This is a genomic window from Burkholderia lata (assembly GCF_902499025.1).
Taxonomy (GTDB): domain Bacteria; phylum Pseudomonadota; class Gammaproteobacteria; order Burkholderiales; family Burkholderiaceae; genus Burkholderia; species Burkholderia lata_C.
Window position 1 is genome coordinate 181,396 of record NZ_CABVPW010000004.1, and the last position, 15,333, is coordinate 196,728.

Annotated in this window: 12 protein-coding genes; 7 read left to right on the forward strand and 5 right to left on the reverse strand. The window is 67.3% G+C overall.

What is annotated here, in order from left to right; translation table 11 throughout:
* Positions 1 to 38 precede the first annotated feature (38 nt).
* Together BDI24065_RS05630 and BDI24065_RS05635 are read right to left on the reverse strand one after the other, a co-directional pair.
* On the reverse strand, positions 39 to 341 hold the full coding sequence (locus tag BDI24065_RS05630; protein ID WP_175030379.1) for a DUF4148 domain-containing protein: 303 nt from the start codon (positions 339 to 341) through the stop codon (positions 39 to 41).
* A 216-nt stretch (positions 342 to 557) separates the two neighbouring features.
* Positions 558 to 1,700, reverse strand: a complete 1,143-nt coding sequence (locus tag BDI24065_RS05635; RefSeq protein ID WP_175030380.1) for a porin — start codon at positions 1,698 to 1,700, stop codon at positions 558 to 560.
* 423 nt (positions 1,701 to 2,123) lie between these two features.
* On the opposite strand from BDI24065_RS05635, the gene codA reads away from it, so the two are divergent.
* From codA to BDI24065_RS05655, 4 genes are all read left to right on the forward strand, one after another.
* Positions 2,124 to 3,365, forward strand: coding sequence for a cytosine deaminase (gene codA, locus BDI24065_RS05640; protein WP_175030381.1), 1,242 nt, complete (start codon positions 2,124 to 2,126; stop codon positions 3,363 to 3,365).
* Positions 3,366 to 3,529: 164 nt separating this feature from the next.
* On the forward strand, positions 3,530 to 4,864 hold the full coding sequence (locus BDI24065_RS05645) for a chloride channel protein (RefSeq protein ID WP_175030382.1): 1,335 nt from the start codon (positions 3,530 to 3,532) through the stop codon (positions 4,862 to 4,864).
* Between the two features lie 207 nt (positions 4,865 to 5,071).
* Positions 5,072 to 6,394, forward strand: a complete 1,323-nt coding sequence (locus BDI24065_RS05650) for a TIGR00366 family protein (protein WP_043183641.1) — start codon at positions 5,072 to 5,074, stop codon at positions 6,392 to 6,394.
* A gap of 116 nt (positions 6,395 to 6,510) precedes the next feature.
* Positions 6,511 to 7,242, forward strand: coding sequence for a class I SAM-dependent methyltransferase (locus BDI24065_RS05655; protein ID WP_175030383.1), 732 nt, complete (start codon positions 6,511 to 6,513; stop codon positions 7,240 to 7,242).
* 29 nt (positions 7,243 to 7,271) lie between these two features.
* Here BDI24065_RS05655 and BDI24065_RS05660 read toward each other — a convergent pair whose 3' ends face one another.
* Together BDI24065_RS05660 and BDI24065_RS05665 are read right to left on the reverse strand one after the other, a co-directional pair.
* A complete protein-coding gene (locus BDI24065_RS05660) occupies positions 7,272 to 8,693 on the reverse strand; it encodes a cytochrome-c peroxidase (protein ID WP_175030384.1) in 1,422 nt (473 codons plus the stop codon).
* A 94-nt stretch (positions 8,694 to 8,787) separates the two neighbouring features.
* Positions 8,788 to 10,458 (reverse strand): phospholipase C, encoded by a 1,671-nt coding sequence (locus BDI24065_RS05665; protein ID WP_175030385.1) that lies wholly within the window; start codon positions 10,456 to 10,458, stop codon positions 8,788 to 8,790.
* A gap of 349 nt (positions 10,459 to 10,807) precedes the next feature.
* Here BDI24065_RS05665 and BDI24065_RS05670 point away from each other — a divergent pair, with 349 nt between their 5' ends.
* Positions 10,808 to 11,719, forward strand: coding sequence for a DMT family transporter (locus BDI24065_RS05670; protein ID WP_175030386.1), 912 nt, complete (start codon positions 10,808 to 10,810; stop codon positions 11,717 to 11,719).
* A 37-nt stretch (positions 11,720 to 11,756) separates the two neighbouring features.
* Here the strand turns inward: BDI24065_RS05670 and BDI24065_RS05675 are convergent, their stop codons facing one another.
* Positions 11,757 to 12,230 (reverse strand): Lrp/AsnC family transcriptional regulator, encoded by a 474-nt coding sequence (locus BDI24065_RS05675; protein ID WP_175030387.1) that lies wholly within the window; start codon positions 12,228 to 12,230, stop codon positions 11,757 to 11,759.
* 317 nt (positions 12,231 to 12,547) lie between these two features.
* Between BDI24065_RS05675 and BDI24065_RS05680 the strand changes: the two genes are divergently transcribed.
* Positions 12,548 to 13,933, forward strand: coding sequence for an amino acid permease (locus BDI24065_RS05680; protein ID WP_175030388.1), 1,386 nt, complete (start codon positions 12,548 to 12,550; stop codon positions 13,931 to 13,933).
* Between the two features lie 45 nt (positions 13,934 to 13,978).
* Positions 13,979 to 15,181 carry an amino acid aminotransferase gene (locus BDI24065_RS05685; protein ID WP_174985219.1) on the forward strand — a complete coding sequence of 401 codons (1,203 nt, stop codon included), beginning with the start codon at positions 13,979 to 13,981 and terminating at the stop codon, positions 15,179 to 15,181.
* Positions 15,182 to 15,333: the final 152 nt, after the last annotated feature.

Consider the following 15,333-nt stretch of genomic DNA (forward strand, 5'->3'; position numbering starts at 1 on the left):
AGACATCGTTCACGCGGGCGTGGCGCTTCGTCATGCGGTTACAGCGCGGGCTTCGCAGCCGCGCCCGATTCCGTTGCGGGTGCGCCGGCCGGGCCATAGGCGGCGTGTGCAGCCTTCTGTTCCGCGAGACGTTTTTCGTGGAGTCGTTCCTGCGCCGCCATGATGTCGTCCGGATAGTTGTTGACTTCGCCGCGCGCCGGGTTGTAGCCGACCGACTCGAGATCGATCAATTCCTGCAGCACTTGCGCGCGCGTGACGGGCGACTGTGCCGACTGGGCGAAAGACAGGGCCGGTGCAGCAAGCAGGACGGCAGCGGCGGCGGTAACGACGAGCGATTTCACGAGGTTCTCCTGGGGACGGGGTAGGCGGCCGGTTCGACGCGCGATGCGTGACCCCGACCTTTGCTGGCAGTCTACGCAGCACCCGCGCGCGTAAAAACCCCGATTCCAGGCAGGCTGCCTTCCAGATGGAACAACATTGGTGCGAGCCGCCCGCGGCCCGCGAACCCGCGTGCGAACGCAGGTTCGTGGCCGGCGGGCGACGATGCATCGCGCCGGTCAGAAGCGCGTGCGCATGCCGATCGTGCCGACGATCTGGTTCGCCGTGCTCGATGCGCCGCCCGAGCCGTTGATGAACGCCTGGTAGCCGCGGCCCGCTGCGTGCTGGTACATCGCTTCCGCGTAGACGTCCGTGCGGCGCGACAGCTTGTAGACGGCCTGCAGGTCGACCTGGTGCCACTTCGGATCGGTGCTGTGCTTGCTGTCGGGGTTCGACACGCTGGCGTCCGTGTACACGTAGGCCGCGCCGAGGCTGACGGCCGGCGTTACCGCATAGCGCACGTTCACGTCGTAGTTGTTGAATGCGATCTGGCCGGTCGAGCCGAACGAGCCCGTGTTGTCATACTGCGAACGCGTATAGACGAAGCCGACGGTGGCCGGGCCGAACCCGTAGCTGATGCCGCCGCCGTACGAACGCATGCGGTCCGAGCCGATCGACCAGCCGCCCTGGTTCAGGCTCTTCGCTTCGGCCGCATCGGTCGCGCCGGGGCTCGCGCTCGTCGAACCCTTCGTGCCGTTCATCTGCAGGTACGCGCCGGCCAGCTTAAGCGGGCCGTTCGTGTAGCTTGCCGCGACGCTGTACGCGCGGTTCGCGCCGAAATTGGATGCGTTCGAGAACGCGACCATCGCACCGACCTTGAAGCCCGCATAGGTCTCGCTCGTGTACTTGACCGCGTTGTTGATGCGCAGCGAGTGGTTCAGGTTGTCGTTGTCGAATGGATGCGCGAAGCTCGTGTCGCCGAAGTCGCCGGCCGTGGCCGACAGCGGCGCGACGAAATCGACCATCGTGTCGTACTGGCGGCCGAGCGTCAGCGTGCCATAGCCGTTCTGGCTCAGGCCGACGTACGCGTGGCGGCCGAACAGCTTGCCGTCCTGCCCGAGCCCGCCGTTGTTCACGTTGAAGCCGTTCTCGAGCACGAACAGCGCCTTCAGGCCGCCGCCGAGATCCTCGGTACCGCGAAACCCGATGCGGCTGCCGTTGACGGTGCCGCTGTTCAGGCGCCACAGCGATGCACCGTTGGCGTTGTTGGTGTACACGATGCCGGCGTCGATCAGGCCGTACAGCGTGACCGAGCTCTGTGCGTGAGCGAGGGGGGCGAACAGTGCGGCGGTGCATGCGCCGGCGATGAGGTTTTTTTTCAAGTCAGGGCTCCTGCGTGTGGGACTGGGAACAAAAGTTCGGCGCAAGTATAGGAGCGCATCGCGCGTGCAAGGCCGGCGGGGGCCGCGAGCGCACCTTTCCGGATCCGGCAAGAGTCCTTCACAAAACTGACACGACGCGCCGCCCGCGTGTGACGCTGGCGGTCTTTGCGTGGTCGCGCGTGCGTTGCATCCGTTCGGCGCGGACCGGTTGTCGCGTCGCTGCAACATGAGCGGGACGCGGCGTGGCAGTTGATCGGTGCGATCGGCGCGTGGAGAATGGGGCGTTTGCGTCCATGACGGGCGTCACACGCGTGCGAGGACACGCGCGCCTCGACACTTTTCACCGATACCCGTCAACTGGATCGCACGGCCGCCGACGCGAAGCGCGCGGCCGTTTTCATGGATGCCACGGGGAGACTCCACATGAATCTGTTCAACGTACGCCTGAGGGGGCGCGACGGCCTGTTCACGATCGGCATCGACGGCGGCACGATCGCGCGGGTCGACGCACAGTCGGCACCGGTCGCGCCCACGGGCGCAGCGGACATCGACGCGGGCGGCCGCCTGGCGATCCCGCCGCTCGTCGAGCCGCATATCCACCTCGACGCGGTGCTGACGGCCGGCGAGCCGGCCTGGAACATGAGCGGCACGCTGTTCGAGGGCATCGAGCGCTGGGCCGAACGCAAGGCGACGATCACGCACGAGGACACGAAGACACGCGCGCACGCGGCGATCGGGATGCTGCGCGATCACGGGATCCAGCACGTGCGCACGCACGTCGACGTCACGGATCCGACGCTCGCCGCGCTGAAGGCGATGCTGGAAGTGAAGGACGAGGCGCGCGGGCTGATCGACCTGCAGATCGTCGCGTTTCCGCAGGAGGGTATCGAATCGTTCGACGGCGGCCGCGCGCTGATGGAGCAGGCGATCGACCTGGGTGCGGACGTCGTCGGCGGGATTCCGCATTTCGAGAACACGCGCGAGCAGGGCGTCAGCTCGATCCGCTTCCTGATGGATCTCGCGGAGCGCACCGGGTGCCTCGTCGACGTGCATTGCGACGAGACCGACGATCCGCATTCGCGCTTCCTCGAAGTGCTCGCGGAAGAGACGCGTGTGCGCGGGATGGGCGCGCGCGTGACGGCGAGCCACACGACCGCGATGGGCTCGTACGACAACGCGTACTGTTCGAAGCTGTTCCGCCTGCTGAAGCGCGCGGGCCTGAACTTCATCTCGTGCCCGACCGAGAGCATCCACCTGCAGGGGCGCTTCGACACGTTTCCGAAGCGGCGCGGCGTCACACGCGTGGCGGAACTCGACCGCGCGGGCATCAACGTGTGCTTCGGGCAGGATTCGATCAAGGATCCGTGGTATCCGCTCGGCAACGGCAACATCCTGCGCGTGCTCGATGCGGGCCTCCATATCTGCCACATGATGGGCTACCAGGACCTGCAGCGCTGCCTCGACTTTGTGACCGACCACAGCGCGACGACGATGCATCTCGGCGACGGCTACGGCATCGCGGTCGGGCGTCCGGCGAATCTCGTCGTGCTCGACGCGGACGGCGACTACGAAGCGGTGCGGCGGCAAGCCAAGGCCACGCTGTCGATCCGCCACGGGAAGGTGATCCTGCGGCGCGAGCCGGAGCGCGTCACGTATCCGGATTGAGGTGCACGGCGGGCGATCGCGGCCCGTCTGGCGTCATGTATTCATGAAATACATGAGTTGATTAGAAAAATACGTTTGTCTCATGATGGGTGCCGGCCTACGATGCGGTCCTGACGGCGGCGCGCGTGTTGCGCGCCGTCATTTCGATTCCAATCGCCGACCCCATGCGCCTCGATCTCCCGTCCGCCCCCGCATCCCCTTTGCCGGCCGCCAGCCCGTTCGCGCGCGTGGCCGTCGTCACGATCCTGACCGGCGTCGGCGCGGGCCTCGGCGGCATGCTGCTCGCGCTGCTGCTGCACGCGATCCAGCACGTCGCGTACGGCTACAGCGTCGCGCACGCGATCGGTACCGAGAGCTTCCTCACCGGTGTGACCGGTGCCGATCCGCTGCGCCGGCTCGGGGTGCTGGTCATTTGCGGGATCGTCGCGGGCGGCGGCTGGTGGGCGCTGTACCGGTATGGCCGGCCGCTTGTCAGCATCCGCCGTGCAGTGCGCGCGGCGGACCCGCGGATGCCGGTCGTCAGCACGACGATTCACGCGCTGCTGCAGATCGTCACCGTCGCGCTCGGCTCGCCGCTCGGCCGCGAAGTCGCTCCGCGCGAGATCGGTTCGCTGCTTGCCGGGCGGCTTGCGCATGCGGCGGGGCTCACGCCGGATGACTGCCGGCTGATGGTCGCGTGCGGTGCGGGCGCGGGCCTCGCGGCCGTCTATAACGTGCCGCTCGGCGGGGCGGTCTTCGTGCTCGAAGTGCTGCTCGGCACGTTCGAACTGCGTGCGCTGGTCGTGGCGGTCGCGACGTCGGCGATCGCGGCGGCCGTTGCGTGGATCGGCCTCGGCAACGAACACCAATATACGGTGCCGCCGTTCGTGCTGAGCACGCCGCTGGTGGCGTGGTCGATCGTCTGCGGGCCGCTGTTCGGTTTTGCCGCATACGGCTTCGTGCGGCTCACGACGCGTGCCCGGGCGAACGCGCCGAAAGACGGGCGGCTGCCCGTGCTCGCGCTGGTCAACTTCGCGGTGATCGGCGTGCTCGCGATGCGGTTTCCGCAATTGCTCGGCAACGGCAAGGGTCCGGCGTCGCTGGGCTTCGACGGCACGTTGACGATCGGTCTCGCCGCTGCACTGCTCGTGCTGAAGGTGCTGATCGAGGCCGGCAGCCTGCGAGCGGGCGCGGAAGGTGGCCTGCTGACGCCGGGCCTCGCGAACGGCGCGCTGCTCGGTGTCGTGCTCGGCGGGCTATGGAGCCTCGTGTGGCCGGGAGCGTCGATCGGCGGTTGTGCGCTCATTGGCGCGACCGCGTTTCTCGCCGCGTCGATGCAGATGCCGATCACGGCGGTCGTGCTGCTGCTCGAATTCACCCGAGCGGATCACGACAGCCTCGTGCCGATGCTGCTTGCAGTGGCCGGCTCGCTCGTCGCGTACCGGTTCGCGCAGCGGCTGGCCGAGCGGCGGGTGAGTGCGGTTGCAACCGTGGCCACACCAGCGACGGCTATTCGCTGACGCACACGCCTTCGTCCTTTTCACCGGCGGTGCCGATCGCACCGCCGATCGCCGTTTTCCTCCCCCGTTTCCACGATCGCGCCCGCACGCAATCGCAGCCGCACTCCCGAGCGCGTCCGCCGGTTCTGTGCAAGAATCCGCGCGTTTCCGCGCCTCCACCAACAACGACACGCGCGGACGTCCCTATCAGGAAACGAGGAGCTCAAGTTGATTCAGCGTATTTCCCGCTTTTTCACGCAGGTGGTCCACCGCGTGTTGCCCGACCCGTTGATTTTCGCGATCCTGCTGACGATCGTCACGTTCGCGCTCGCATTCGGCCTCACGCCGAATACGCCCGCGCAGCTCACGACGATGTGGGGTTCGGGTTTCTGGAACCTGCTCGCGTTCTCGATGCAGATGGTGATGATTCTCGTCACCGGTCACGCACTCGCGAGCTCGCCGCCGGTGAAGCGCATGCTCGTCGCGCTCGCGAGCACCGCACGCACGCCGGGGCAGGGCGTGATGCTCGTCGCGTTCGTCGGCGCACTCGCGTGCGCGATCAACTGGGGCTTCGGCCTCGTGCTCGGCGCGATGCTCGCGCGCGAAGTGGCGCGTCGTGTCGCCGGCAGCGACTACCGGTTGCTCGTCGCGTCCGCGTACATGGGCTTCCTGAGCTGGCATGGCGGATTGTCGGGTTCGGTCCCGCTCGTCGCGGCCACAAAGGGCAATCCGATGGAGAAGACCATCGGGCTGATTCCCGTGTCGCAGACGATCTTCACCGGCTACAACGCGTTCATCACGATCGGCCTGATCGTGATGCTGCCGTTCCTCGCGCGCATGATGATGCCGAAGCCCGGCGACGTCGTCAGCGTCGATCCGGCGCTGCTGGCCGAACCGCCGAGCGTCGAGCGCCAGCTCGGGCCCGACGCGACGTTCGCGGAGCGGATGGAGGAAAGCCGCGCGCTGTCGGTCCTCGTCGCGGCGCTGTGCGCGGCGTTCCTCGTGCTGAAGTTCGTGCAGAAGGGCTTCGCGCTCGACATCGACACCGTGAACCTCGCGTTCCTCGCGGCCGGCATCCTGCTGCACCGTACGCCGATGGCCTATGCCCGCGCGGTGGCCGGTGCGGCGCGCGGCGCATCGGGGATCATGATCCAGTTCCCGTTCTACGCGGGCATCCAGGCGCTGATGGATCACTCGGGGCTCGCGGGCGTGATCACGAAGTGGTTCGTCGATATCGCGAACGTGCACACGTTCCCGCTGCTAGCGTTCCTGAGCTCGGCCGTGATCAATTTCGCGGTGCCCTCCGGCGGCGGCCACTGGGTCGTGCAAGGCCCGTTCGTGATGCCGGCGGCACAAGCGCTCGGCGCAGATCTCGGCAAGGCCGCGATGGCGATCGCGTACGGCGAAGCGTGGACCAACATGGCGCAGCCGTTCTGGGCGCTGCCCGCGCTGGCGATCGCCGGGCTCGGCGTGCGCGACATCATGGGGTATTGCGTGACGACGCTGCTGTTCTCGGGTGTCGTGTTCGTCGCGGGGATGTATCTGTTCTGACGGGGCCGGGCGCGAGGCGGGCGGCATGGCCTGGTAGCGGCCGCCCGGACGCAGATCGCCATCCGCCGGTGGATCGGGCAGAATCGGTTCCCTCAGTTTCCGCCGACGGAGTCCGCATGACCGATCCGACCGAACCACCCGGCCGCCACGCGTACGCGAGCTTCGCGCAACGGTACGCCGACATCGCGCCGACCAAGGCGCACAACGCGCTCTACGAGCGTCCGGCAACGATGGCGCTGCTGGGCGATGTCGACGGCCTGGCGGTGCTCGACGCCGGCTGCGGGCCCGGCATCTGCAGCGCACACCTCGCACGCCGGGGCGCGACGGTGCATGCGTTCGACGTCACGCCGGAGATGGTCGCGCTGGCGAGAGCGCGCTGCGCGGGCCTCCCGGTCGACATCGTGGAGGGCGATCTGGAGGGGCCGCTCGCCTGGTTGCCCGACGCAGCGTTCGACAAGGTCGTCTGTTCGCTCGCGTTCGACTACGTGCGCGATCTTGCGCCGACGCTGCGCGAATTCCGGCGCGTCGCGCGGCCGGGCGCCACGCTCGTGTTTTCGATGGCGCATCCGATGCGCGACTGGATGGATGAACGCACGCGCGGCGAGGGCACCTATTTCGATACCTCCCGCTTCGGCTTTCACTGGTCGGGTTTCGGTGAACCGAAACCGTATGTCGAAGCGTGGCGGCGGCCGCTCGCCGACATCCTGAACGCCGTGGCCGACAGCGGCTGGCGGCTCGACCGGTTCGTCGAGCCGAAGCCGCTGCCCGAGATGAAGGCCGCATCGGAGCGGCTTCATGCGGAGCTGTCGATGGCCCCGGCCTTCCTTTGCATCCGCGCGCGCTGCTGACCCGACGCAGCGCGGCGGTCATCCTGCACTCAGTGTTGCACCGGCTCGTCGTTCAGCGTACCCAGGAACGCTTCGATATCCTTGATGTCCTGCGCCGTCATCGCGGGCTTGTCGCCCGCCTTGCGATCGAACGGCGCATCGGTCACGTCGACGTTCGCGCGATATTTCGGCGGGATGTCGTCGTACTCGTCGACCTTGCCGTCCGCGCCACGCGAATAGAACTTCTGCGGCGAGATGCTGCGCTCGTTGTAGAACGCCATCACCTGGTCGAGGGTATGGAACACGCCGTTGTGGAAGAACACGTGGCGGGTCGCCGAGTTGCGCAGCGTCGGCGTCAGGAACATCGCGCAGTACTGGGTCTGGTCCTTCAGGTCATCGCGGAACGGCCCGCACACGCCGAGATCGTAGAACGCCGGGTTGCGGTTCTGCGCCAGGTCCTTGTTGCGCGGCGCGCCGAGCGCCTCGTACTGGTAATCGGTAAACATCGGCGGCAGCCCGTCCTTGCCGGGTTTCGACAGGTGGCAGCCCGCGCAATTCGCCTTGTCCGGATCGTTGAACAGGCGCAGCCCGCGCAGTTCGGCCTGCGTGAGGCGCGCACGGCCTTCGAGCCAGCGGTCGTACTTGCTGTTGTACGGGTGGAACGACGGATCCTCGACCTGGTAGCGCGCGATCGCGAACATCGCCTCCGACACCGCGAGCTGCGGGCTGTCGAACACGCGCGTGCCGAACAGTTGCTCGAGCTGCGCGCGGTGCGACGACTGCGCGAGCTTGCGCGCGACGTCGTCGATGCTTGCGTTCGCCATCTCGACCGGATTCAGCAGCGGGCCGAACGCCTGCTGCTGCAGCGTATCGGCGCGGCCGTCCCAGAACATCCCGCCCTGCGGCACGAGCTGCGGCGCGGCCGACGTGCCGGCCACCTTCTGCGCCTTGACGACCCCGGCCGCCGACGCGGCCTGCTGCGCGACGGTCGGCGCGGCGTCGTTTTCACCGGCATCGGGGCCGATGCTGAAGTTCGGCTGGCGGTACAGGTACATCAGCGACGGCGGCGGGCGATAGCCCTGCTGCGTCATCGCGAGGCCGCCCGGCTGCACGTCGAGCGCGTTCGGCGGGCCGTACGCATGGTCCGGGCTGTGGCACGACGCACACGACTGCTTGCCCGACGCGGACAGCGACGGATCGGCGAACAGCGCGCGGCCGAGCTGCGCGACTGCCGACAGCGGCTGCGCGGCGGGCCGCTGCAGCACGACCGGATGCGGGTTCGCGCCGGTCCAGTCGGCCACGACGGTGCCGATCGCCGCGGGCACCTGCGCGGGGAACGCGATCGCGAACGCGCCATAGCCGAGCACGGCGGCGCCGATCACGAACGCCGCACGGCGCAGGAGGCGGGACGGCGTGCGCGGTGCGCGGTTGCCGGTGGTGTCGGGAGACGGGAACGCAGGGCGAGCTGTCATGCTGTCGGTCGGAAATCGGGCGCCGCACGAAGCGGCGCGTTAAACGGAAACGGCCGGCGCGTGATGCGCCGGCCATGCGGTCACGAAGTACCGGTCAGATCGCCGGTGCCGCGCTCAATGCGGTGCCGAGCGTCGGGTCGAGATACAGCGGCGTCGTGTTCGGCTTCGACGTGAAGTCGAACAGGGCGCGCAGGTCGCCTGCCGTCGCATCGAACGAACCGCCGCCGATGCGCTGGCCGCCGAGCCAGTTGTCCTCGATGAAGCGCACGACGGACGACTGGTCGAGCATCGTGTGGTCGACGTAGTTCTGCTTCGCGTACGGCGAGATCACGATCAGCGGAATGCGCACGCCCGGGCCGCAGCGGCCGTTCACGGTCGTGCCGTTCACGCCGGTGGTGCCGCCCGTGCCGCACTTGCCGCTGCCGTTGACCTGGTCGACCGGGTCCGACGATGCACGCGTCGGCGCCGTGTACACGTGGTCGTACCAGCCGTCCGAGTCGTCATAGGTGACGATCACGGCCGTGTTCTGCCAGTCCGGCTGCTGTTGCAGGAAGTTGACGACCTTCGTCACGAACGCCTGCTCGTCGAGCGGATCCGAGTAGCCGGCGTGCGCGTCCTGGGCGGCCGGAGCCTTCAGGTAGCTGACCGACGGGAAGTTGCCGGATTTCACGGCGGCGAAGAAGTCGTCCGTGTCGTACTGGTGGTTCGCGGGTTCGGCGGTCTTGCCGTCGGACTCGAGGCTCGAACCGATCGCTGCCACCGAGCTCGGGCGCGCGTGCTGCGGGTTCGAGGTCGACGCGTAGTACTGGAACCAGTTGTGGTGCGGGATGTAGTCGGACGTCGCGGCGTTCACGGCGGTGGCGACCGTGCTGCGGCTGCAGCCCGTGGTGCCGTTGCCGTTCGTCGTCGACAGGTTGAAGCCGCCCATGAAGCCGCCCCACGTGATCTTCGCGCCGTTCAGCAGGTCGCCGATGTTCTTGCCCGTCATCATCGCCTGGTCGGTCGTGCTCGAGCACAGATCGAAGCCCGGGTCGACGTCGTTGATCATCGTGAAGCCGCCCTGGCCGTCATTGATGTAGTACGAGCTCTTCGCGAGCGTCGACGGCTGCGCGGACGACTTGACGATCTGCATCCCGTTGGTCTGGCCCGACACGACGTTCAGCGCGCCCGGCGTCGACGGGCCGTACGACGTCGTGTACATGTTGTCGCTCATCGCGAAGCGCTGCGCGTAGTTCCACAGCGCGGTCACGGTGTTGCCGTCGAAGTAGCCCATCACCTGGCCCTTCGTACCGAACGCGCCGGCGCCGCCGGACGAGCCCTTGCCGGTGTATTTCGGGAACAGGTCGGCGAGGCCGTTGTCCTCGGCCTGCTGCTCGGCCGTGTACGCGTGGTTCTGGTCGGCGGTCGCCGCCTGCGTGCGGTCGAGGCGGAACGGGTTCGCCGCGTCGGTGCCGTTGGCCGTGTTCGTGAAGTTCGGGTTCGCGGTGAGCAGCGTGCCCGTCAGGCCGTTGGGCGTCGGCGTGCCGGACTTCGCGGAGAACGCCGGTTCGCCCGACGGGTTCGTCGCGTTCGGGTAGGTGCCGAAGTAGTGGTCGAACGAGATGTTTTCACCGTAAATCACGACGACGTGCTTGATCGGCGTGGCGGTCTGCAGTGCGTCCTGCGACGACACGGCGGGCGTCGACGTCGGATCGCTGCCGCCGCAGGCGAACAGCGCCAGCGCTGCGGCAGCGCAGGCGGTGACGAGCAAGGCTTGACGGAACATCGGGAAACTCCAGGTAAGGTCTTCGATGGTGGAGAGCGGCCCCGTCGCCGTGTGGGTTCGGCGCGGAGCTCGTGAGAGAGCACGCGCATTGAAACAGTCGCGTATGAAGATATGGGGACGGAGTGGTTTCGCAACGATTGCGCTGCGGTATCGATTTCATTACGGCGGAATGCCGGGCGAAAGAAAACGGAAAGGGGCAGACCGCATGCCACCTTCGCGTCACATATCGGGGCGCGTGGGCGCGCTGCCCCGGATGCCATGCTGGGCGGGCGAAAGGGCGGCGCCGGCCGGTTTGCGCAGGGTGCGGTGCGGCGCCGGTTTTTTGACAACCGGATGACGTATTCATACGATGAACGCCCTGTGGCGACGATTTCGCGTGGCCGACCGTCAGGGAGTATTCAGCGTGCCGATCCCCGTTTTGTTTGCCGTGCTGTGTGCGGCGTTCCTGCACGCATCATGGAATGCGCTTGTCCGCAGCAGCGGCGACCGGCTGCGGTCGGCCACGGTGCTGCAGATCGCGATCGGGCTGTTCGCGCTGCTGTTCCTGCCGGCCGCGGCGCCGATCTCGGCGGCGAGTTGGGCGTGCGTCGTCGCATCGGCCGTGCTGCACGTCGTCTACACGCTGTTGCTGGTCCGCGCGTACGAGCAGGGCGACCTGAGCGTCGCGTATCCGGTCGCGCGCGGCACCTCGCCGCTGCTCGTCACGCTCGGCGCGGCAGCGTTCGCGGGCGAGCGGCTGAACCTGGGCGCGCAGGCGGGGCTCGTGCTGATCTGCGCCGGCATCCTCGCGATCGGGCTGGAGCGCGGGCGCGGCGCCACGCACCGGATGACGCAGGTGCTGCCGACCGCGTTCGCGACCGGTGTGTCGATCGCGGCGTACAGCGTGGTCGATGGGATCGGCGTGCGGGAAAGCGGCAACACGATCGGCTATACCGCGTGGATGTTCGTGCTGACGGGCGCGATGATGGCCGCGTACTACCGGCTGCGGGCGGGGCCGTTGCGGCTGACGCAGGATGTCGGCGAAACGGCGAAGGCAGCGTGCGGCGGCGTGTTCGCGGCGCTCGCGTACGGCATCGTGATCTGGGCGATGGATCGCGCGCCGATGGGGCCGGTGTCGGCGCTGCGGGAAACGAGCGTGGTGTTCGCGGCGTTGATCGCACGCGTGTATCTCGGCGAACGGCTGACGCCGCGCCGGGCATTGGGGTGTGCGGTGATCGCGGCGGGGGCGTTGCTGATCAGTGCGTTTGAAGCGGTGAGGTAAGCAGGCGGGCCGAGCGTGCGGCCCGCAGCGTCAACCTTCAGCCTTCAACCGGCATCGCACTCGTGCACTTGATCTCGTCGAGGCACACGCTCGAATGCACGCCGCTCACGCCGGGAATGCGCATCAGCGTCTCGAGCAGGAACCGCGACAAGCCCTTCAGGTCGTGCGCGACGACTTTCAACACATAGTCGATGTCGCCCGTCACGGAGAAACACTCCTGGATCTGCGCGAGATCGGACACCAGTTTCTGGAACTTCGTCAGGTCGCGGATATGCCCGCGCTCCATCGTCACGTGCACGAATGCGGTGACGCCGAAACCGAGCGTGTCCGGGCACAGCCGGGTTTCATAGCGACGGATCGCACCGATCTCCTCCAGCCGCCGATGGCGGCGCAGTGTCTGCGCGGGCGACAGGCCGACGGCCTTCGCCAGATCGAGGTTCGACGCGCGGCCGTTCTCCTGCAGGATCGAGAGCAAGTGGCGATCGAGGCGATCCAGAACTGGTTCATGCATTTTTATTTCCTCATCGGTCTCCTGGATGCAATCTTATCTCATAATGTAGGGTTTGCATGAACGGGTTACGAAACCCGATTTCGCCGTCGCGACGCTAAACTGACGCCGGATTTTCGTGTGCGAACGCAGCAAGGCGGGCGCGGCGACAGTCGGCGGCCGGTCTGGCGGGCACGCCGACACGAATCGGGCGCCGCCACGCGAAGATTGCAGTCCCCAACCCGGCGGCTCCACGAACGGCCCCGGCACAGCAAAACAGCGCCCGGCACACCGAGGCGCGCCGCACCGCTTCAGGCGGAGGCGGACAGAGTGGAGAAGACATGGTTTCTGGAAACGAGAGCGACGGCCTGAAGCGCGGGCTGAAGAACCGGCACATCCAGCTGATTGCGCTCGGCGGCGCGCTCGGCACGGGGCTGTTCCTCGGCATCGCGCAGACGATCAAGATGGCGGGCCCGTCCGTGCTGCTCGGCTACGGGGTGGCCGGCATCATTGCGTTCTTCATCATGCGCCAGCTTGGCGAAATGGTCGTCGACGAGCCCGTCGCCGGCTCGTTCAGCTACTTCGCCAACAAGTACGTCGGCCACTTCACCGGCTTCCTGTCGGGCTGGAACTACTGGGTGCTGTACATCCTCGTCAGCATGGCCGAGCTGTCGGCCGTCGGGATCTACGTGCAGTACTGGTGGCCCGGCGTGCCGACCTGGGTGTCGGCGCTGGTGTTCTTCGTCGCGATCAACCTGCTCAACCTGGCAAGCGTGAAGTCGTACGGCGAGACGGAATTCTGGTTCTCGATCATCAAGGTCGCCGCGATCGTCGGGATGATCGGCTTCGGCGGCTGGCTGCTCGCGAGCGGCCATGCGGGGCCGGAGGCGAGTGTCCGGAACCTGTGGCAGCACGGCGGCTTCTTCCCGAACGGCGTGTCGGGGCTCGTGATGTCGATGGCCGCGATCATGTTCTCGTTCGGCGGGCTGGAGCTGATCGGCATCACCGCGGCCGAGGCCGACGATCCGAAGCGCAGCATTCCGCGCGCGACCAACCAGGTGATCTACCGGATCCTGATTTTCTACATCGGCGCGCTCGCCGTGCTGCTGTCGCTGTATCCGTGGGAAAAGGTCGTCACCGGCGGCAGCCCGTTCGTGCTGATCTTCCACGCGCTGAGCAGCAACATGGTGGCCAACGTGCTGAACGTGGTCGTGCTGACGGCCGCGCTGTCGGTCTACAACAGCGGCGTGTACAGCAACAGCCGGATGCTGTTCGGCCTCGCGAAGCAGGGCAACGCGCCGAAGGTGCTGTGTTCGGTGAACAAGCGCGGCATTCCGCTCGCCGCGCTCGGCGCGTCGGCGCTCGCGACCGGCGTGTGCGTGCTGGTCAACTACTTCATGCCGGGCAAGGCGTTCGAGGTGCTGATGGGCCTCGTCGTGTCGGCGCTGATCATCAACTGGGCGATGATCACGCTGATCCACCTGAAGTTCCGCCAGGCGAAGCGTGCAGCCGGGGAGGAGACTTCCTTCCGCAGTCTGGGCTATCCTTTCACGAATTACCTGTGCCTGGCATTCATGGCCGGCATTCTCGTCGTGATGTACCTGACGCCGGATCTCCGCCTGTCGGTGTACCTGATCCCGGTATGGCTTGCGGTGCTCGCAGTCGGGTATCGCTTCCGTCAGAAGAATGCAGGCTATGCGGTGCACGACGGCGCATCCGCACGCTGATACAGGCCACGACCGATCATTCTTCCAAACGAGACCGACATAGCCATGTTCGAACACATCGACGCGTACCCGGGCGACCCGATCCTGACGCTCAACGAGAACTTCCAGAAAGATCCGCGCGACCAGAAGGTCAACCTGAGCATCGGCATCTACTTCGATGCCGAAGGCCGGATTCCGGTGATGGGTGCCGTGCGCGAAGCCGAAACCGCGCTGCAGCGCGACAGCGGCGCGAAGCCGTACCTGCCGATGGTCGGCCTGGCCGCGTATCGCGACGCCGTGCAGGCGCTCGTGTTCGGCGCCGATCACCCGGCCCGCGCGGCCGGCCGCATCGCGACGCTGCAGACGCTCGGCGGCTCCGGCGCACTGAAGGTGGGCGCCGATTTCCTGAAGCGCTATTTCCCGGATTCGCAGGTGTGGCTCAGCGATCCGAGCTGGGAAAACCATCGCTTCATCTTCGAGCGCGCCGGCTTCACGGTGAACACGTACCCGTACTACGACGAGGCGACGGGCGGCCTGAAGTTCGACGCGATGCTCGCGGCGATCGACGCGCTGCCGGCGCGCAGCATCGTGCTGCTGCACGCGTGCTGCCATAACCCGACCGGCGTCGATCTCGACGAAGGCCAGTGGGAGAAGCTGATCGACGTGATCGAGGCGCGCGGGCTGCTGCCGTTCGTCGACATGGCGTACCAGGGCTTCGGCGCGGGCCTCGACGCGGACGCCTTCGCGGTGCGCGAGCTGGCCCGCCGCGGCGTGCCGGCGCTGGTCGCGAACTCGTTCTCGAAGAACTTCTCGCTGTACGGCGAGCGCGTGGGCGGCCTGAGCGTCGTCTGCGAGGACGCCGCCGCGGCCGACCGCGTGCTCGGCCAGCTGGCCGGCGCCGTGCGCTCGAACTACAGCAACCCGCAAACTTACGGTGCAAAGGTCGTGGCAGCGGTGCTCGGCACGCCTGCGCTGCGCAAGCAGTGGGAAGAGGAACTGGCAGCGATGTGCCGCCGCATCGCACGGATGCGCCAGTCGATCCATGACGGCCTGCGCGATCACGTCAGCGGCGAGGCACTCACGCGCTACGTGAAGCAGCGCGGGATGTTCACGTACACGGGCCTGACCGAATCGCAGGTCGACGCGCTGCGCGAAGTGCACGGCGTGTACGTCCTGCGTTCGGGCCGGATGTGCGTGGCGGGCCTGAACGACTCGAACGTCGCGATCGTCGCAGATGCCATCGGCAAGGTGCTGAAGAGCGGCGTCTGAGCGCGGCGCGCTCCGGCGCGCAACGCGGCTCGCCGAACCGGCTGTCTCCCGCAAGGGGGCAGCCGGTTTTTTATTGTGCAGCCGGAATGTGCGCCACCCGGCTGACGCGGGGGCAGGCGCGGGGGTACGATCACGGCATCCAGCGCAACTCG